The 19,152-nt window shown below is 61.7% G+C and carries 13 protein-coding genes and 1 pseudogene; 5 read left to right on the plus strand and 9 right to left on the minus strand.

Annotated elements, in window-relative coordinates:
- The first annotated feature begins 12 nt into the window (after positions 1-12).
- Positions 13-696 carry a DUF1499 domain-containing protein gene (locus QZ281_RS05725; RefSeq protein WP_292225757.1) on the plus strand — a complete coding sequence of 228 codons (684 nt, stop codon included), beginning with the start codon at positions 13-15 and terminating at the stop codon, positions 694-696.
- On the opposite strand, the gene QZ281_RS05730 is transcribed toward QZ281_RS05725, so the two are convergent.
- Positions 693-1,595: an MBL fold metallo-hydrolase gene (locus QZ281_RS05730; RefSeq protein WP_292225759.1), complete on the minus strand. Its 903-nt coding sequence runs from the start codon at positions 1,593-1,595 to the stop codon at positions 693-695. The genes QZ281_RS05725 and QZ281_RS05730 overlap by 4 nt on opposite strands.
- 460 nt (positions 1,596-2,055) lie before the next feature.
- Between QZ281_RS05730 and QZ281_RS05740 the strand changes: the two genes are divergently transcribed.
- A complete protein-coding gene (locus QZ281_RS05740; RefSeq protein WP_292225764.1) occupies positions 2,056-4,893 on the plus strand; it encodes a TonB-dependent receptor in 2,838 nt (945 codons plus the stop codon).
- Between the two features lie 74 nt (positions 4,894-4,967).
- On the opposite strand, the gene QZ281_RS05745 is transcribed toward QZ281_RS05740, so the two are convergent.
- Entirely contained in the window at positions 4,968-5,507 is a 540-nt protein-coding gene (locus QZ281_RS05745) for a hypothetical protein (RefSeq protein ID WP_292225766.1), read from the minus strand.
- Positions 5,508-5,785: 278 nt separating this feature from the next.
- Between QZ281_RS05745 and QZ281_RS05750 the strand changes: the two genes are divergently transcribed.
- Complete coding sequence (locus QZ281_RS05750) at positions 5,786-8,905, plus strand: TonB-dependent receptor (protein WP_292225768.1); 3,120 nt, start codon at positions 5,786-5,788, stop codon at positions 8,903-8,905.
- 141 nt (positions 8,906-9,046) lie between these two features.
- On the plus strand, positions 9,047-9,613 hold the full coding sequence (locus QZ281_RS05755) for a hypothetical protein (protein WP_292225771.1): 567 nt from the start codon (positions 9,047-9,049) through the stop codon (positions 9,611-9,613).
- Between the two features lie 39 nt (positions 9,614-9,652).
- Here the strand turns inward: QZ281_RS05755 and metH are convergent, their stop codons facing one another.
- Genes metH through QZ281_RS05780 form a run of 5 tightly spaced genes read right to left on the minus strand, consistent with a single transcriptional unit; the run spans position 9,653 to position 15,792 of the window.
- Positions 9,653-12,319: a methionine synthase gene (metH, locus tag QZ281_RS05760; protein ID WP_292225773.1), complete on the minus strand. Its 2,667-nt coding sequence runs from the start codon at positions 12,317-12,319 to the stop codon at positions 9,653-9,655.
- Entirely contained in the window at positions 12,319-12,798 is a 480-nt protein-coding gene (locus QZ281_RS05765; protein ID WP_292225799.1) for a DUF4259 domain-containing protein, read from the minus strand. Before QZ281_RS05765 ends, metH begins: the two co-directional genes overlap by 1 nt.
- Positions 12,798-13,892, minus strand: coding sequence for a homocysteine S-methyltransferase family protein (locus QZ281_RS05770; protein ID WP_292225777.1), 1,095 nt, complete (start codon positions 13,890-13,892; stop codon positions 12,798-12,800). The genes QZ281_RS05765 and QZ281_RS05770 overlap by 1 nt, the downstream gene beginning before the upstream one ends.
- Positions 13,892-14,833, minus strand: a complete 942-nt coding sequence (metF, locus tag QZ281_RS05775) for a methylenetetrahydrofolate reductase [NAD(P)H] (protein WP_292225779.1) — start codon at positions 14,831-14,833, stop codon at positions 13,892-13,894. Before metF ends, QZ281_RS05770 begins: the two co-directional genes overlap by 1 nt.
- Positions 14,833-15,792, minus strand: coding sequence for a metalloregulator ArsR/SmtB family transcription factor (locus QZ281_RS05780; protein ID WP_292225782.1), 960 nt, complete (start codon positions 15,790-15,792; stop codon positions 14,833-14,835). The genes metF and QZ281_RS05780 overlap by 1 nt, the downstream gene beginning before the upstream one ends.
- 119 nt (positions 15,793-15,911) lie before the next feature.
- Between QZ281_RS05780 and QZ281_RS05785 the strand changes: the two genes are divergently transcribed.
- A complete protein-coding gene (locus QZ281_RS05785; RefSeq protein ID WP_292225785.1) occupies positions 15,912-16,334 on the plus strand; it encodes an EF-hand domain-containing protein in 423 nt (140 codons plus the stop codon).
- A gap of 2 nt (positions 16,335-16,336) precedes the next feature.
- Here QZ281_RS05785 and QZ281_RS05790 read toward each other — a convergent pair whose 3' ends face one another.
- Together QZ281_RS05790 and ettA are read right to left on the minus strand one after the other, a co-directional pair.
- Entirely contained in the window at positions 16,337-17,263 is a 927-nt protein-coding gene (locus QZ281_RS05790; protein ID WP_292225788.1) for a 2-hydroxyacid dehydrogenase, read from the minus strand.
- A gap of 29 nt (positions 17,264-17,292) precedes the next feature.
- Positions 17,293-18,955 (minus strand): annotated as a pseudogene (gene ettA / locus QZ281_RS05795) (energy-dependent translational throttle protein EttA).
- Between the last annotated feature and the right edge of the window lie 197 nt (positions 18,956-19,152).

Here is a 19,152-nt window from a genome sequence, read left to right on the forward strand (position 1 = left end):
CCATAGGTCCAGATGCCGTCCAGAAAACCCGTTCCCGCCGTCCTGCCCTGGCTGGCTGCTCTTTCAGCTGCGCCGGGCGTTCTGATCGTGGCGGCGATCGCGGCGACGCGGTTCGGCGGTCTGGACCTGTCGGTCAGCTATGATCTGCTGACCTGGACGGTGGCGCGGGGGCTGGCCTGGATCAGCCTGGCCGGGGCCTTGGTCGCGGTGGTGCTGGCGCTGCGGGACATAAGGGGCAGGGGCGTTTACGCCGCCATCGCCCTGATCCTGTCGGGCGCGACGGTCGGCGGCTTCCTGTGGCAGCAGGAACAGTTGTCCAGGGACACGCCGCGCGATGTCTCGACCAATGTGGATGAACCGCCCGCCTTTGCACAACTGGCCGATCTGCACCGCCATTCGACCTTCACCGACCCCGCTTCTTGTCCAGCGGCGCGGTCGATCCCCAGTCAGGTTCTGGCCCAGCAGGCCAGCTCGGCCCTGGTCGATGCGGGCTTCCCCGTGACGCGCGCCACCACCTTCCAGGTCGAGGGCGTGCATGAGGGGGCCTGGTTCGGCTTTGCCTATGACGCCGTCATCCGCATTCGCCCGGGGCGTACTGACATACGTGTGGCGGCGCGCGATGGCCGCCCGGACGGCGGCGCCACCTGCCGCCTGACAGCCAAGATCGTCGAGGCTCTGGAGGTCGAGCTTCGCTAGATCAGGCGGAACTCGGCTGAGAGCGACGGTGTCGTGGACGCAGCGACTGCCCCGTCCTCAACCAGCTTGATCAGATGCGCCAGCACCGACAATGAGGCGGCGGGCCATAGTCGCTGATCCACCGCGGCATAGAGCGTGGGCACCATGTCGGCGATGGTGCGGTCGCCCGCCCTCAATCGCGCCAGAACCTGAGCTTCGCGATCCAGGCGATGTGCGCGATAGGCCTCCAGAAAAGGGCGGACCTCTGTGATCGGCGGCCCATGCGTCGGCCAGAGGGTTGTAAACTCGCGCGCAATCACGGCGTCCAGACTGTTCAGATAGTCGCGCATGTTCCCATCCGGCGGTGCGACCACGGTGGTTGACCAGCCCATGACATGATCACCGCTGAACAGGGCGTTCTCCTCATGCAGGGCGAAGGCCATGTGGTTCGACGCGTGGCCGGGCGTGAACAGCGCCTCAATCGTCCAGCCGTCGCCTGGGATGATCTCGCCGCCGCTCAGGATGACATCAGGTGCGAAGTCGGCGTCATCATCCTCGTCCAGAGCGCCTGATGCATAGGTGTCGCGTGCGGGCGGCCGGGCCGCCAGAATCGTCGCCCCAGTCGCGGCGGCGAAGGGAAGCGCCAGCGGCGCGTGATCCCGATGGGTGTGGGTCACCAGAACATGGCTGACGCTGCGGCCCTCGACCGCCGTCAGCAGGGCCGCCAGATGGGCATTGTCCAACGGCCCCGGATCAATCACCGCCACCGTTGAGTCAGTATCGGGTCTGCCTACAATATAGGTCCCTGTGCCTGTGAAGGTGAACGGCCCCGGATTGTCCGCAATCACCCGCTGGATCAACGGCGAAACCTGATCGCGCCGTCCATAGGCAAAGTCGAACTGGCGCACATGGGGGATCACAGGCGTGCATCCGACTTGTGGCTCAGGCCTTGCGTTAAGGTCTCAGTAACCTGTTCCGGAGTGCTCATTTGGCCCGTTCGATCGCCTTTGCTGTCTCAAACCGGCTCCAACCTATCGCAGCCGCCATCCTGTGTCTCATGGCGGCGCAACTGATCACCGCCTCCTGCACGCCGGACCCAGAGCCTTATGCAGCCCGAGTTTCCGTGGCGCGGTCTATCGATTTTTGAGGTCTGCCGCCCGCAGGGCGATTCTAGTGTCGTGCATTGTCATATAGTTAAGCTGTGACAGTGTGTCGCAGTTGTGACAGGTGCGAACCATTTGTGCCGCAAACTGGCGTTCGCGCTGGACTTAGGCAGGTGGTTGGTATGCTCTGCTTGTAACCCTCCAGATGGTCTGGGAATCGGTGTGTATTCGGAAGGCTGAACTATCCTGTTTGGCTCCGATAATAGGAGGCATGGTCTTGAGCCGTATTAAATTCCGTCATGGATTGCTGGCGACCACGGTTATAAGTAGTGCAGTTTTTGCTCTTTCGGCAGGATCGTCTTATGCGCAATCTCAATCTGGAGCGTCCGATGTGGGCGAGATTGTTGTTACCGGCTCACGGATTGTTCGTCAGGACTATGTTGCGAACAGCCCTGTAGCGACTGTTACTGCTGAACAAATTCAGGCGCGCGGCGACGTCAACGTCGAACAGATATTGAACCAGTTGCCGCAAGTTGTTCCAGGCTTCTCTGCTAACTCTAACAACCCGGCCAATGGTTCAGCGACGGTGGATCTGCGGGGGCTTGGCCCGAGCCGCACCCTCGTTCTGGTGAATGGCCGCCGGTTCGTGCCGTTCGACAAGAGTAACGCGGTTGACCTGAACAGCATTCCCGCATCGTTGATTGACCGTGTCGAGGTCGTTACGGGCGGCGCATCGGCGACCTATGGTTCGGACGCACTGGCAGGCGTCGTCAACTTCATCTTCAAGCAGAATTTCGAAGGTCTGGCGATCAACAGCCAGTACGGCATCTCTGGCTATGGTGATGGGGAGCAGTTCGATCTGTCCGCCACCTTCGGCGCCAATGTTGCGGACGGACGCGGTAATGTGACCGGTTTCGTGGGCTACGCGGACCGCGACGGCTTCCTGCCCAATGGCGATCGTTCTTGGGCGCAGGTGGCGAACAATGGTGGGTCCGGCACGGGCATCTATGGCGGTCTCAACAATATCGTGACGAACCCATACACGGCGGCTGGTTGTCCGTCAGCCAGTGCATGCCGTCGCTCATTCCGTACGCCGGGCGTGCCAGGTGTGTTCAATAATGATCCGAGCCTGGGCCCCAGCAGTGATCGTTATGACTTCGCCCCCGTGAACCTGCTGCAGTCGCCTTCGAAGCGTTACAACTCGGCCCTGCTGGCGCATTATGATATTACGGATAATCTGACCGCATTCGCGGAGTTGTTCTACACGAAGACGCAGAACAATATTCAGCTGGCTCCGACGCCGGCGACGGGTATTGCGATCCCTGTCGGCAACTATTTCGTCCAAAACAGCCCGGCTCTGCTGGCCTATGCGAATACCCGTCCAAATCCGGCGGGGGCACTAAACTTTGATCGCCGTATGGCTGAGGTTGGCGCTCGCGTTGAAACGCATGATACGAACGTGCTGCAGTTCAACACCGGTCTGCGTGCCGATCTGGCGGGTGATTGGAAGGTCGAAGGTGTCTACGGCTATGGTCGTAGTGAGGTTCGGACTTCCATTCAGAATGACGTGTCGCGTTCTCGCCTGGCGGCAGCGGTTGCTGCTGGCGGTACGGCGACGACCTGCGCGCCTTCTGTCCTGCAGATCTTCCCCGGTTGCGTGCCGATCAATCTTTTCGGCGCCGGTACGATCACGCCCCAGGCGGCCAATTTTGTCCGTCTGAACTTCGCAGACACCAGCATTTTTGAGCGTCAAAACTTTACGCTCAATATCACCGGCACTGCGTTTGAGCTGCCTGCAGGTCCTCTAGCGGTCGCCTTCGGTGCTGAATATCGTGAGGACTCGCTTAGCTTCACGCCGGATGCCGCCAAGGCATCAGGCGATATCTTTGGCTTCAACGCCGAGCGTGCGGTTTCCGGCCGTACGACTTCGAAGGAGCTATACGCCGAAGCCGCGGTGCCGCTGGTCAAGGACGTTCCTTTCGTGAAGTCGCTTGAATTGGAACTCGGCGTGCGGATGTCGGACTATGATACGGTCGGCAAGTTGTATGCCTACAAGGCGGGTGGTTCCTGGGAGCCTGTTCAAAGCCTACGTTTGCGTGGTCTGTATCAGCGGGCGGTTCGGGCGCCGAACGTGTTCGAACTGTTCCAGGCGAACGACCAGGGCTTCCCGGCGGTTCTTGACCCCTGCTCGACGCGTAACCCCAGCACTGGCGCCGCGCGTACGCTCAGCGCATCTGTCCGGGCGTTCTGCACGGTTCAACTGGGGGCAGACCCGGTGACCAGTGGGTTCGTAGCTCTGAACTCGCAAACCGAATCCTTCTTCTACGGCAATCCGAACCTGAAGGAAGAAGAGTCCGATACGGTGACTCTGGGGGCCGTCTGGCAGCCAAGCTTCGTGCCAGGCCTCAGCATGTCGCTGGATTACTACGATATCAGTGTGGATGGTTACATCGGCACGATTGCAGGCGGCGTTTCGGGCATCGTTGCAAACTGTTTCGCGGCTGCGGACCTGAACTCTGCAGCCTGTAAGGACCCGGCTGTCGGTGCGCTGATCTATCGTGATGCGGCGGGCAACCTTAAGGCGCGTGCGCCTTTGGGCAATGTGTCTGAGTTGAAGACCAGCGGCATCGACTTCTCCACGCGTTACGGCTGGAATGTGCCGTGGGGTGGCGGCTTCTGGGGCGAGCGCCTGGATGTTGCGGTGAACCTTACCTACCTCGACAGCTACGAGCTGGATGGCATCGAGTATAGCGGCACAGCTGGCGCCTATAACATCAGCGCTAGCCTGCCCAAGTACAAGGCGAACCTGTCATTGGGTTACAACCTGGGTCCGGTTCGTGTGAACTACTCGGGTACCTACATCGACGCCATGGACAATCAGGGCAATATTCCTGATTTTGAAGATGGCGGATACGAAGGCACCAAGTCCTTCTGGTATCATGACGTCAGCGCTCGATACAGCTTCAACGATAATGTCGAAATCTTCGGCGGCATTCGCAATCTGGCGGATAAGAAGCCACCCGTGTTCGATAATGCCAATGATGGCAACACTGACCCGAATACGTTTGACGTGGTCGGACGGTACTTCTTTGTCGGCGCTCGTCTGAAATACTGATTTCAGGGACTTATGAAGTCAGGCGGCAGGGCGTGCCCTGCCGCCTTTTTCATGATCATTCGATGATTCGTGATCTATTCGCGACGCACCCGAAATGGCGGGTTGTCAGCGACTTTCATCATGTAGCTGCCAAGTGCGGCTCGCCGCACAGTGGCCGGATATTGGCGCCGCAATGAGAAGGTCGGTGTCGATGCGTCGATCTTGCGCCAGGCCGTGCCGTCATCAAGGGTGATGATCAGTTCGCCGCGTCCAATGTTGCGGATGCTGGCGGTCGTCGCAGATATTGACTGAATGTCCTCAGATCGCCCGTCGCCGTCGAACGGGTTGAGAATGGAGGCGTTGAAGCCAAACAGACGACGTTGATTCTGTTGCACCTCCGCTCGGCTGACAATGGTGACGTCGCCAGCCTGACTGAGCGATAATGTCGCAGCATCAAAACAACGTAACCGTTCTGCATCTTCGGACAGACTTCGGCATCGAGTGACGGCGTTTAGAAGATCTGCTCCAGATTGAGTGGGGGGTGTCTGAGCGTGCGCGGATTGCGGCGAAAATATTGCTACAATTGCGGCAATATGCAGAGCGATCTTGGCCTGTTCTGGTTTCAACTTGAGCATGAAATTCCTTGTTGGGTCTTGGCGCTTTGCGAAGAGAATTGTTGTCGGTTGTTATCGGTTGTTGTGGTCTGGAGATATTGTCTGTGTCGAGGGTGTGACGGCGTTGTGGCCTATTTGAGACATGCTGGCTCTGATTGTGTCGGAAATGGGTCGGGCCACTAGACTAGTCATTTCACTTCGTATCGTTTTGTCATGACCTGATCGCTGGATCAGGAATGGCATACCGTGGGGGAAGGCCGTCAAATGACGGTAGGCCTGCCATCGGGGGAGAACATAAATTGATCAAATCCAACTATCGCCGCGCTCTGCTGGCGACATCCATCATTGGTGGTGCGGCTATGGCGATGGCGGCGTCGCCGTCATTTGCGCAAACGGCTGATCAATCCACCGAGGTGGGTGATATCGTCGTGACCGGTTCGCGCATCGCGCGTCAGGACTATCGTTCAACCAGCCCGATCGTCACGGTCTCGGCTGAGAATTTCCAGGCGACCGGTTCGGTCACGATCGACACTCTGATCAATGATCTACCGCAGTTCACGCCGTCGATTTCCTCGACGTCCAACAACCCTTCTAACGGTGGTCAGGCTAACATCAACCTGCGTAACCTGGGCACCAACCGCACGCTGGTTCTGATGAACGGCCGTCGTGTTGTTCCGTCCAACTCTTCTGGCGCGGTTGACGTCAACCTGATCCCGACGGCCCTGATCAAGAACGTCGAAATCATTTCCGGCGGCGCATCGGCGGCTTACGGTTCTGACGCCCTGGCTGGCGTGGCCAACTTCATTCTGGATGAGAATTTCCAGGGTGTTCAGTTCGACGCGCAATATGGCGAAACGGATCGTAGCGACGGCAAGACCGAGAGCTTCTCGGTGACGGTCGGAGGCAACTTCGACAATGACAGGGGCAACCTGGTGCTGTCGCTGGCTCGTTCGACGCGTTCGGTGATCTATAACGCTGCTCGCGACTTCTCCGCGATTTCGGGTGCGTCCGGAGCGTCTCCGGTAGGATCGACTGTATTTGACTCTAACAACCTGCCCTTAGCGTCTGCAATCCACGCCTATTTTGGCAGCAATTCAGTCTCTAACACTGGTCAATTCGGTTTTAACAACGACGGGACCCTGTTCTCGTACGTTGGTAAGAACAATGTGAAGAACCCGCCTGGAGCTGGTATAGAGTATACGGCTCCTGGATCTGATTACACCTTCAACACCGGGCCTCTGAACTATCTTCAGCTTCCGCTAGAGCGTTACAGCGTCTATGGTGCTGGTCGATACAAGGTGAACGATAATGCTGAAGTTTACGCGAATGCGTTGTTCACTCAGTATACGGCGGACAGTGAACTTGCGGCCAGCCCCGCAGCATCGGGAACTGGCTTCCGTGTGCCTTCGACTAACCCGTTTATTCCAGCTGATCTCCGTGGACTCTTGTCTTCACGCATGTACTCGGATCCGCGCCCCAATGCGGATGGCACCTTCCCGAGCGCGCCGGCACGGACCGTCGATCTTTATCGCCTGATTACGCCACCGCAAGGACTTACCTCCGCTCAGCTGGCCGCCTACCGCGGGAACCGTGCGAACTATGAGGTCACACCTGGTGCACCTGCCCCTGGCGATGCCTCCTTCCTGTTGAACAAGCGCTTTACTTCGTTGGGTGGCCGTCACGCGACCGAAGATTACAATATCTACCAACTGACGACCGGTCTTCGCGGTCAGGTTCCTAACAGTTCATGGACGTATGACGTTTACGCGTCTTATGGTCGCGTTTCACAGATCACGTCGCAAACCGGCAACGTGTCTCGTTCGTCGGTTCAGCGCCTGCTCGATGCACCAGATGGCGGCAAGAGCCTCTGTGCTGGCGGCTTCAACCCGTTTGGTGATAACCCGCTTTCGGCTGAATGCATCAACTATATAGGTCGTTCGGCGCGTAACCAGAAGATCACTGAGCAACGCGTCATTGAAGCGACACTGCAGGGTAAGGCGTTCGACTTGCCGGCGGGTGAAGCGCGTGTAGCCGTTGGTGCGCAATATCGTCAGGACAACTACTCCTTTGGCGCTGACGCATCATTGGCGCAACAAAATGCGCTCGTTCCTCACCTCGGTGCTAATGGGCAGCCCGATGGCGGCAATGTCGGCGGCTCTGAAATCGCCGGATTCAACCCAACGCCGTCGCTGAAGGGGGCCACCAACTCCAAGGAGCTCTTCATCGAAGCGTTGGTTCCCCTGCTGACGAACCTGCCGTTCGTCGAGCAACTGGATCTGAACGTGGGTTATCGTTACGCCGATTACAACACGGCTGGCGGCACTCAGGCTTATCGTGCCGAGCTGGACTGGGCGATCGGCGGTGGCCTCCGTGCGCGTGGCGGTTACAGCCGCTCGGTCCGTGCGCCTTCGATTGGCGAACTGTTCGCGACTTCGGCGACGCAGTTCCCGCAAATCGGTGCTCCCAGCGCAACGGGCACCGAAGGCGATCCTTGCGACATCCGCAGCAGTTATCGCAAGGGCGCCAATGCGGCCAAGGTTGAGGCGCTCTGCTTGGCGCAGGGCATTGCACAAAGCGCAATCGCTAATTTCCAGTACGCAAACAACCAGGTTGAAAGCCGTACTGGCGGCAACCCGAATCTGAAGGAAGAAACTTCGGACAGCTGGTCTGGCGGTTTCGTCTATCAGTCGCGCTTTGCTTCGCCCTGGCTGTCGGGGCTGTCGGCTTCGATCGACTATTATTCGATCGAAATCACCGATGCGATCGGCAATATCGCAGCCACTGATGCTTTGCGTGGCTGTTTCAACGCTACCGGCGAAAATCCGACATTCGACATCGGTAACAGCTACTGCCAGTTGTTCCGTCGTGATCCGCTCTCGGGCGGCATTGTCGGCGCCATCGAAAACCAGGCGAACCTAGGCGCGATCAAAACCTCGGGTGTGGACCTGCAAGCCGACTGGATTGTCAACCTGAGCGATGTCACCTCGCACAACTGGGGACGTCTGAAGTTCAACACGGTCATCAGCTGGCTGGAGAACTATGAAGACAACGTCGTCGCGGGCGGCAAGTTCACCGACCGCACCGGCACGATCGCCAGCGCCTTCGGCAAGACCTTCCCTGAATGGAAGGCTCTGAGCTCGGTGACCTGGGCAAACGGTCCGTATTCGGTCGGCGCTCGCTGGCGTCGGGTGGGTGAGATCAATGTGATCAATACCAACATCATCCTGCCGTCGATCGACTACTTCGACCTGAATGCTTCGTGGTCCGTGAACGACACGGTGTCGCTGCGTGCAGGTGTGAACAACCTGACCGACGAGCAGCCTAACGTCTACTCTCCGGGCGTTCAGGCGAACACCGATCCGTCGACTTACGATGTGCTCGGTCGTCGTTACTACGTCGGTCTGACCGCCAAGTTCTAAGGCTGGTTCAAGACCTATAGACTGAGGCGGCGGAGCAACGCTCCGCCGCCTTTTTCGTGTTAGCGTCGCCGTATTAAAACCATTCCGGCGGGGGAGCGTTGATGCTCGCCGCTCTGATTGCGGCGCAATTTAAGGAAGATCATGCTGAAAGTTCTGGTTCCCGGTATCGCTGTGCTGTCGCTGTTGGCGGCGGGGTCTGCTGTTTCGCAGGATCAGGATGGTCCGATCGTCACCAACCGTTCGAACGAAAGCGCGGATGCGCTGAAGATGCGGGAGGCGATCGCCTATTCCAACACCTTGCCGCGCGGAGCGCCGACGCAGGATTATCCGCTGGTGGCCTGGTGCGATGCGCTGGTCACCGGCCACGCAGATTTGGGCGATACGCTGACCAACCGCTCGCCTGAGGATACGGAACTGGTGCGGCTGGGTCGTCTGGAGGCTCAGGACTTCCGTGGCGCGCTGGCGGCGGCTGAACCGCGTCAGACGGCGGCGGTCAAGGCGGCGGCGCAGCAGGCGGCGGCAGCGGCCAAGGCGCAGTGGGCGCCGTTGCTGGCCAGTCAGGACGAGGCGGCGCGCAGCCAGTCGTTCGGCCTGTTCTACGGTCTGCCGGGGCGTTGCGAACACGCGGCACGCCGCATCCGGAATAACATCACCACCCCGCCCGCGACGCCTGCGGACGTGGGTCTGGAAGAGCCTGCGGCCAACTGATCCGACCTGTAGTTACGCAACGGCGGTCTGGGCTCGCGCTCAGGCCGCCGTTTCGCGGGGTGCGGCGTAGGGGTCGTAGTTGAGGATGGGCGCCAGCCAGCGTTCGACCTCGGCGACCGTCATGTCCTTGCGGCGGGCGTAGTCCTCGACCTGATCGCGGTCGATCTTGCCGACGCCGAAATAGTGGCTGCCGGGGTGGCCGAAGTAGAGGCCCGAGACTGATGCGGGGGGCGTCATGGCGAAGCTTTCAGTCAGGGCCATGCCTGCGTTTTCGCCCGCGTTTAACAGTCGGAACAGGGTGGCCTTTTCCGTATGATCGGGCTGAGCCGGATAGCCGGGGGCGGGACGGATGCCCTGGTACTGTTCGGCGATCAAATCATCGACGCTGGTGGCCTCGTCCGCCTTGTAGCCCCACAACTGGGTGCGGACTTCCTTGTGCAGGCGTTCGGCGAAGGCTTCGGCCAGACGGTCGGCGAGGGCCGTGGCCATGATGGACGAATAGTCGTCGCCTGCGTCCTTGAACTTCTTGGCGATCTCCAGTTCGCCATGACCGGCGGTGACGGCGAAGGCGCCGATGTAGTCGTCGCCTTCTTCAGCGATGAAGTCCGAGAGGGCCAGGTTCGGCTTACCGTTCGACTTTTTGATCTGCTGGCGCAGGGTGTGGAAGCGGGCGATTTCTTCGGAGCGGGTTTCGTCGCTGAAGACAGCAATGTCGTCGCCGACCGCGCGGGCGGGCCAGAAGCCGACGACGCCTTTCGCCGTGAACCATTTCTCTTCGACGATGCGTTTCAGCATGGCCTGAGCGTCTGCGAACAGGTCACGTGCGGCCTCGCCGACGATCTCGTCCTCAAGGATCAGCGGATAGCGACCGATCAACTCCCAACTGGCGAAGAAAGGCGTCCAGTCGATGTGATCGGCCAGATCCTGCAGGTCCCAGGCATCGAACGATTTCACGCCGATAAAGGACGGGGCGCACGGCATGGGTTGGAACGGTTCGGTGCGGAAGCGGTTCTCGCGCGCCTGGGGCAGGGTGGCGCGGGCCTTAACCTCTTGCCCCCGTGCGTATTGCTCGCGGATGCGGATGTATTCGTCGCGGGTGGCGGCTTCGTTCCTGGTCTTTTCGGTCGGGGACAGCAGGCCCGCGACCACGCCTACGGCACGGCTGGCGTCGATGACATAGGTGGTCGAGCCGCGACGATAGGCCGGTTCGATCTTGACCGCCGTGTGGGTGCGGCTGGTCGTGGCGCCCCCGATCAGCAGGGGGATGTCGAAGCCGCGACGCTCCATCTCGGCGCCGACGAAGACCATCTCGTCCAGCGACGGAGTGATCAGGCCGGACAGGCCGATGATGTCGACCTTATGCTCGACGGCGGCGTCCAGAATCCGGTCGGCCGGGACCATGACGCCCAGGTCGATGACCTCGTAGTTGTTACATTGCAGCACGACGCCGACGATGTTCTTGCCGATGTCGTGGACGTCGCCCTTGACGGTGGCCATCAGGATGCGACCCGCCTGTTCACGCGGCTTGCCGGCCTTTTCTGCCTCCATGTAAGGCTCGAGCCAGGCGACGGCCTGTTTCATCACGCGGGCGGATTTCACCACCTGTGGCAGGAACATCTTGCCCGAGCCGAACAGGTCGCCGACCACGTTCATCCCGTCCATCAGCGGACCTTCGATGACGTGCAGGGGGCGTTCGACCGAGAGGCGGGCCTCTTCGGTGTCGGCGTCGATGAACTCGGTGATGCCGTTGACCAGGGCGTGGGCGATGCGCTGGCCCACGGTACCTTCGCGCCATTTCAGATCAACGACACGGGCCGCGCCCTTTTCGCCCTTATAGGTGGGCGCCATGTCCACCAGCCGCTCGGTGTTGGACACGTTTGTCCGCTGGGGGCGGTTCAGGATGACGTCCTCGACCGCCTCGCGCAGCACCGGGTCGATGTCGTCATAGACGGGCAGGTCGCCCGCGTTGACGATGCCCATGTCCATGCCCGCATTGATGGCGTGGTACAGGAAGACGCTGTGGATCGCGCGGCGCACCGGCTCGTTGCCGCGGAAGCTAAACGAGACGTTCGACACCCCGCCCGAGATGCGGGCGTAGGGCAGGGTGGCCTTGATGACCTTGACCGCCTCGATGAAGTCGACGGCGTAGTTGTCGTGCTCCTCGATCCCCGTCGCCACGGCGAAGATATTGGGGTCGAAGATGATGTCCTCGGGCGGGAAGCCGACCTCGTTGACCAGGATATTGTAGGCGCGGGTGCAGATCTCGATCTTGCGCGCGGCGGTGTCGGCCTGACCCACTTCGTCGAAGGCCATGACCACGACGGCGGCGCCGTAACGCAGGCATTTGACGGCGTGCTCGCGGAAGGCCTGTTCGCCTTCCTTCATCGAGATCGAGTTGACGATCGGCTTGCCCTGAACGCACTTCAGGCCCGCCTCGATCACCTCCCATTTGGAGCTGTCGATCATCACCGGCACGCGGGCGATGTCGGGTTCCGCCGCGATCAGGTTCAGGAAGGTCCGCATGGCGACGACGCCGTCCAGCAGGCCCTCGTCCATGTTGATGTCGATGATCTGGGCGCCCGCCTCGACCTGCTGGCGGGCGACGTCCAGGGCGGCGGAATAGTTTCCCTCGACCACCAGCTTGCGGAATTTGGCCGAGCCGGTGACGTTGGTGCGTTCGCCAACGTTGATGAATACGGGACGCATTACTTGAGGCCGGTTCGGATCAGGTTCAGGGAGGTGACCCACGCGGCGGGATCGTCTTCGTTCCAGAGTTCAGCTAGTTCAGAATTTTGCTCAATTCGGGATAGTGCAGTGTTTGCTGCACGTAACAGGTCAGGAGATGGTGCTTCCAGAATGCTGATAGTGGCGCGCCCCTCCGTCGGCAGTGTATCGAACCGTTGTTGGTGAACCGCAGCTACGATAGCTGCTGCGGCGATTGCGACCGAAGCCGTATCGGCATCAACTCGTCTAGACCTGGCCGTTACCGCGAAAGCTTTACGAACGCTTTCCCAACTGGGCTTTTCAGAAAATTCTAAATACCAATCGCTCGCCGTGTCATTGTCGAACGGTCCAATATCCCAAGTTCCTCGGAATGCTGATGCCGCGCTCATGTAGGCGCTGACGGTAATCGTACTGGGAGGGGACAGAGGTGCTGTCAGAAGGGCGAAAGACAGGAGTATCATCACGACGCCAACTCGAAGGGTTCAAGCCCGCTTAAGCGTAGGGCCACGGGGCGTTCCGGGATGGCGCGCGGCTTCAGCGGGGCGACTTCCTGGGCGACGTGACTGATATGGTCCGGCGTGGTGCCGCAGCAGCCGCCGACGATGTTGACCAGGCCGGAGGCGGCCCATTCCTCGATGAAGTGGGCGGTTTCGTGGGGCTGTTCGTCGTACTGGCCCATGGCGTTGGGCAGGCCCGCATTGGGATAGGCGGCGACAAGCGTGTCGGCGACGCGGCTCAGTTCGGCGATGAAGGGGCGCATCAAATCGGCGCCCAGCGCGCAGTTGAAGCCCACGGCGAAGGGTTTGGCGTGGCGCACGCTGTTCCAGAAACCCTCAGCGGTCTGGCCCGACAGGGTGCGGCCCGAGCGGTCGGTGATGGTGCCGGAAATCCAGATGGGGAGGGGATCGAGCCCCTCGTCCTCCAGGTCCTTGATCGCCTTGATGCAGGCCTTGCAGTTCAGCGTGTCGGTGATGGTCTCGATCAGATAGAGGTCCACACCGCCTTCGTTCAGGGCCTTCACCTGCTGGCGATAGGCCTCGTAAACCTGATCGAAGGTGACCAGACGCGCGCCGGGGTCGTTCACGTCGGACGACATCGACAGCATCTTGTTCAGTGGGCCGATGGAGCCGGCGGCGAAGCGGGGCTTGTGCGGCTCCTTCTCGGTCCAGTGGTCGGCGGCGGCGCGGGCCAGTTTGGCGCCTTCCAGATTGATGTCCCAGACCGCCTGCGCATCCAGCGCATAGTCGTCCTGGGCGATGGTGGTCGCCGAGAAGGTGTTGGTCTCGGAAATGTCGGCGCCCGCTGCGTAATACTGGTCGTGCAGGTCGGCGATGATGTCGGGGCGGGTGATGCAGAGGATGTCGTTATTCCCCTTCATCTGGTGCTTTTCATCATAGCCGTTGGCGGTGACGAAGCGCTCGCCGCGGAAGTCGGATTCGTCCAGTCCGCGACGCTGAATCATCACGCCCCATGATCCGTCGAGGACCAGAATCCGTTCCTTGGCCGCGGCGTGCAGGGCGGCGATCCGTTCCGGGCGTGTCAGGGGGGAAGTCATTAGGCGACAGCCTTGGTTTCACGCACGCCCAGCACCCGGCAGATGGCATAGACCAGATCGGCGCGGTTCAGGGTGTAGAAGTGGAAATCGCTGAAGCCCTCTTCCTGCAGGCGGGCGCAGGTTTCGGCGGCGACCGAGGCGGACAGCAGCTTGCGTGTCTCGGGGTCGTCGTCCAGCCCGTCGAAATGGCCTGCCAGCCACTCCGGCACCGATGCGCCGCATGAGCCGCACATCCGCTTCAGGCCGTTGAAGTTGGATACCGGCATGACGCCGGGGATCAGCGGAATGGTCACGCCCGCCGCCCGCACCCGGTCGCGGAAGCGTAAGAAAGCGTCGATGTCGAAGAAGAACTGGCTGACGGCGCGGGTGGCGCCTGCATCCACCTTGGCCTTCAGCACATCGATGTCGTGGTCGATGGAGGGGCTTTCGGGGTGGCGTTCGGGGTAGGCGCCGACCGTGACGTCGAAGCCCCCGACGCGGCTGATGGCGGCGGTCAATTCGGTGGCGTTGGCGTAGCCGTCGGCGCGGGGTTGATAGGCGCCGCCGATGCCGGATGCGCCGGGCGGATCGCCGCGCAGGGCGACGATATGATCGACGCCGATGGCCTTATAGCCCTCGATGACCTCATCGACCTCGTCGCGGCTGGCGTCGACGCAGGTCAGGTGAGCGGCGGGGCGCAGAGAGGTTTCGGCGATGATGCGCTGGACTGTGCGGTGGGTCCGTTCGCGGGTCGAGCCGCCGGCTCCATAGGTGACCGAGACGAAGGCGGGGTTCAGCGGCTCCAGCCGTCGAATGGCTTTCCACAGATTGGCCTCGGCCTCGTCGGATTTGGGCGGGAAGAATTCGAACGAGATGCGCACCTCGTTGCGGTTCGAACCCGCACGAGCGACGGGGCCGAGCGGGGAGAGCAGCAGGGCGCGGGCTTCAGATAAGGAGGCCATCAGGCGGTCTTTCTGTCCTGGAGGCGGCGTTCCGCTGTCCAGATGGTCACGGTCAGGCCCTCGGCGTCGTGCGGCAGGGCGATGGGGGCGGACGGCGACAAGCCGCCATCCTGCAGCCAGCCGTTGATCTCGCTGTCAGCGAAACCGAGGCGGCGATGCTGGTGGGCCTCGCGCATGTGTTCGAAATCGTGCGGGGCGAAGTCGATGATGACCAGACGCCCGCCCGGGCTGACCAGACGGCAGGCTTCTGCGACAGCGGCGGCGGGATCAGACAGGTAATGCAGCACCTGATGCACGATCACCAGATCGGCGCTGGCGGCGGGCAGGCGGGTGGCGAAGATGTCGCCGTGACGCAGTTCGACCTGCTCCACGCCTGCCTTGGTGACATTGGTGCGGGCGATGTTGAGCATGTTCTGGCTGAGGTCTAGCCCGACCGACATTTTCGCCTTCTTACCGAACAGGGTCAGCATCCGGCCCGAGCCGGTGCCCAGATCGACGACGCGCTCGAACGGGCCGGGGCCGACGGCCTTCTCCAGCGCGGCCTCGACGGCGCTTTCGCTGACATAGAGGCTGCGCAGGCGGTCCCACTGGGGCGCGACCTGTTCGAAATAGCTGACGGCGGCTTCCTCACGATCCTTGCGGACTTCGTCGAGGCGGCGGTGATCGGCTTCACCGGCGTCTTCGGCCAGGATGTCCAGCACGGTGTCGATCAGGCGGCGGGCCTGAGCGTCGTGCGACAGGCGGTAGTAAACGCGGGCGCCATCGGGAAAACGCTCGATCAGACCGGCGTCGGTCATCAGCTTCAGATGACGCGAGACGCGGGGCTGGCTTTGGTCCAGAATCCGCGACATCTCCATGACCGAAAGCTCTTCTCCCGCCAGCAGCGAGAGGACGCGCAGGCGGGTCGGCTCGCCAGCGGCGCGCAGGGCTTCGACAGTCTGATCAGCGGACAGGCTCATGCGATCATATAAAGATATCCTTATATGATTTGGCAAGTGAAATCGGTTCTCTGACAGCCATGCGACGGGAAAACTTCGTGCGCCCGTTCAAGGATTCACAGCCCATTTGGAGTGATCCCATGCGTATCCTGCTGATTACCGCCTTCGCCGCCGCTGTTGCTGGCCCGGCGCTGGCCCAGAGCGATTTCCCCGAGCCGCCGCCGATGGGGGGCGGACAATGGGGCGGGGGCCAAGGTGGCGGCCAGGGCGGAGGGCAGTGGGGGGGAATGCGTCCGCCGGAACGTGAAAATCTGGCCCAGTTTCAGGCGCGTATGGGACAGTTGTTCGAACGTCTGGACGCCAACAATGACGGCGTGGTCGATGCGGCCGAACTGGCCAATGGTCGCGGCGGGCGGATGCTGACCCGGTTCGACACGGATGGCGACGGCCGGATCACGCGGGCCGAGTTCGATGCGGGCGTTCAGGCCGAGTTCAAGACGCTGGACAAGAACGGCGACGGCGTCATCACCGCCGATGAACGGCCCCAGCGCCCGCAGCGTTGAGGTCAGGCGACGGGCGTCTTCAGCGGTTCTCCTGCGAAATGCGCCTGAAGGTTCTGGATCAGAAGCACCAACATGCCCTGCACCCCGGCGGTCGTGGCCCCGGCGGTGTGGGGTGTCAGGACGAGGTTCGGCACATTGGCCCAACGGGTCGGATCGGTCGGCTCATCGATGAAGACGTCCAGCGCGGCCTGACCCAGCGCGCCGGATTTCAGCGCGGCGATCAGGGCGTCTTCGTCCACCACCTGTCCGCGCGAGACATTGACCAGCAGGCCGTCCGAGCCCAGCGCGTCGAGGATTTCGCGGGAGATCAGGCCGCGATTGCTCTCATCCGCCTTGCAGGCGACGACCAGAATGTCGCTGGCCTTGGCCAGCGCCAGCAGGCTGTCGGCGCGCGGCCATTCGGCCTCATGCGGACGCGGCCCCCACCAACTGACCGTCATGCGGAAGGCTTCGGCGCGTTTGGCGACGGCCTTGCCGATATGGCCCAGACCGACGATGCCTAGCTTCTGTCCGCCGATGGAGGCGGTGATGTTGCGGGTCTCGACCTTCCATTCGCCGCTGCGGACCTGACGATCGCCGGAGACGATCTGGCGGCGGGCGGACAGGATCAGACCCAGGGCGTGATCGGCGACGTCTTCGTGATTGACGCCCGGCGCATGGCTGACAGGCAGGCCGCGCGAACGGCACCATTCGATGTCGATGCCGTCATAGCCCGCGGTGAAACAGGCGATGAGGCTGAGGTTCGGAAGCTGTTCGATCAGCGCCTTGTCCAGCGGCGCTTCGCCGGCGACGATCAGGGCGCGGATATCGTGGGCGGCCTCGATCGGCGGGCCTTCCCAGAAACGGTAGACGTCATAGGCGCTTTCCAGAAAACCGGAGAGCGGGGCGAGATGCCGCTGCATGATAAGAACGGCGGGGCGTTGGGTCATGCAGCGGCTCCTCTTTATCGATCAGTCGATTACCGACCGAACTTCTGGTGCTGGATGCGCTTGGGGATGATGCTGTCAGCACCCAGGCGGCGCATCTTGTCCTGTTCGTAGGCTTCGAAATTGCCCTCGAACCATTCCACATGACCGTCGCCTTCGAAAGCGAGGATGTGGGTGGCCAGACGGTCAAGGAACCAGCGGTCGTGGGAGATGACCACGGCGCAGCCCGCGAACTCTTCCAGAGCCTCTTCGAGGTTCTGCAAGGTTTCGATGTCCAGGTCGTTGGTCGGTTCGTCGAGCAGGATCAGGTTGCCGCCCGAGGCCAGGGTCTTGGCCAGGTGGACGCGGTTGCGCTCACCGCCGGACAGTTGGCCGACCTTCTTCTGCTGGTCGCCGCCCTTGAAGGCTGCCGACATAGGCGCGGGTGTTGATCTCGCGCTTGCCGACCATCATCACGTCGGTGCCGCCCGAGATGGCCTGCCAGATGGTTTCGTCCGGCTTCAGGTCGTCGCGAGACTGGTCGACATAGGCCAGCTTGACCGTTTCGCCGACCTTGATGGTGCCGCCGTCGGGTTGTTCCTGGCCGGTGATCAGCTTGAACATGGTCGACTTGCCGGCGCCGTTAGGGCCGATGACGCCGACGATGCCGTTGGGCGGCAGTTTGAAGGTCAGGTTGTCGAACAGGGTCTTCTCGCCATAGGTCTTCTGCAGACCTTCGACTTCCAGAACGACATTGCCGAGGCGCGGGCCAGGCGGGATCTGGATGTGGGCGTGGGTCTGGGCGCCGCGCATCGATTCCTGCTCGTCCACCATCCGCTCGTAGGCGGCCAGACGGGCCTTGGACTTGGCCTGACGGGCCTTGGCGCCCGAACGGACCCATTCCAGTTCGCGGGTGAGGGCGCGCTGGCGAGCTTCGGATTCCGACTGTTCCTGCACGACGCGCTTGGTCTTGGCTTCCAGCCACGAGGAGTAGTTGCCCTCGTGCGGGTGGCCCTTGCCGCGGTCCAGCTCCAGCGTCCACTTGGTGACGAGGTCCAGGAAGTAACGGTCGTGGGTCACCAGGATGACGCAGCCGGGGAAGTTTTCCAGGTGGTGCTGCAGCCAGGCGACGGATTCGGCGTCCAGGTGGTTGGTCGGTTCGTCGAGCAGCAGCATGTCCGGCTTGGACAGCAGCAGGCGGGCCAGAGCCACGCGGCGCTTTTCACCACCCGACAGGTTGGTGACTTCCCAATCATCGTCCGGGCAGCGCAGGGCGCCCATGGCCATTTCGATGCGGCTGTCGATATCCCAGACGTCGCCGGCGTCGATCTTCTCCTGAAGGGCGGTCATCTCCTCCATCAGTTCGTCGGTGTAGTTTTCGCCCAGTTCGGCGGCGACTTCGTTGAAGCGGTTGACCCACTGCTTCTCTTCGCACCAGGACTCGACGTTCTGGCGGACGTTCAGGTTGGGATCGAGCTGGGGCTCCTGCTCCAGATAGCCGCGCTTGATGCCATCGGCGGCGCGGGCTTCACCCGTGAACTCGGTGTCCAGGCCAGCCATGATCTTCAGCAGGGTGGACTTACCCGAGCCGTTGACGCCGACGACGCCGATCTTGGCGTCGTTGTAGAAGCTGAGCCAGATGTTTTCGAAAATCTTGCGGCCGCCAGGGAAGGTCTTGGTCAGACCCTGCATCTGGAAAATATATTGCTGCGCCATGAGGTGCGGTTTCGCCCTTCGGGTTCGTCTTGACGTGGGAGGTTTGGGCGGATGTAGCGATCCCGCGCGAGAAGGGCAAATGAGGCGGCGCACAAACGACTGTGGCATCGCGCCGTAGCTGCGATGTTGGGCGGTCCGATCTCGGCCCGATAGGAGGGCTGGGCGGGGCGCCGGGCCTTCGCCCGGAGTTGTTTGTA

The organism is Brevundimonas sp., assembly GCF_018608325.1.
GTDB lineage: Bacteria > Pseudomonadota > Alphaproteobacteria > Caulobacterales > Caulobacteraceae > Brevundimonas.

Coding starts and splice junctions, on each gene's coding strand:
- QZ281_RS05745 (WP_292225766.1), bottom strand. CDS start 5,507: ATGCTCAAGTTGAAACCAGAACAGGCCAAGATCGCTCTGCATATTGCC.
- QZ281_RS05785 (WP_292225785.1), top strand. CDS start 15,912: ATGCGTATCCTGCTGATTACCGCCTTCGCCGCCGCTGTTGCTGGCCCG.
- QZ281_RS05790 (WP_292225788.1), bottom strand. CDS start 17,263: ATGACCCAACGCCCCGCCGTTCTTATCATGCAGCGGCATCTCGCCCCG.
- metF (WP_292225779.1), bottom strand. CDS start 14,833: ATGGCCTCCTTATCTGAAGCCCGCGCCCTGCTGCTCTCCCCGCTCGGC.
- QZ281_RS05765 (WP_292225799.1), bottom strand. CDS start 12,798: ATGATACTCCTGTCTTTCGCCCTTCTGACAGCACCTCTGTCCCCTCCC.
- QZ281_RS05780 (WP_292225782.1), bottom strand. CDS start 15,792: ATGAGCCTGTCCGCTGATCAGACTGTCGAAGCCCTGCGCGCCGCTGGC.
- QZ281_RS05770 (WP_292225777.1), bottom strand. CDS start 13,892: ATGACTTCCCCCCTGACACGCCCGGAACGGATCGCCGCCCTGCACGCC.
- QZ281_RS05755 (WP_292225771.1), top strand. CDS start 9,047: ATGCTGAAAGTTCTGGTTCCCGGTATCGCTGTGCTGTCGCTGTTGGCG.
- metH (WP_292225773.1), bottom strand. CDS start 12,319: ATGCGTCCCGTATTCATCAACGTTGGCGAACGCACCAACGTCACCGGC.
- QZ281_RS05725 (WP_292225757.1), top strand. CDS start 13: ATGCCGTCCAGAAAACCCGTTCCCGCCGTCCTGCCCTGGCTGGCTGCT.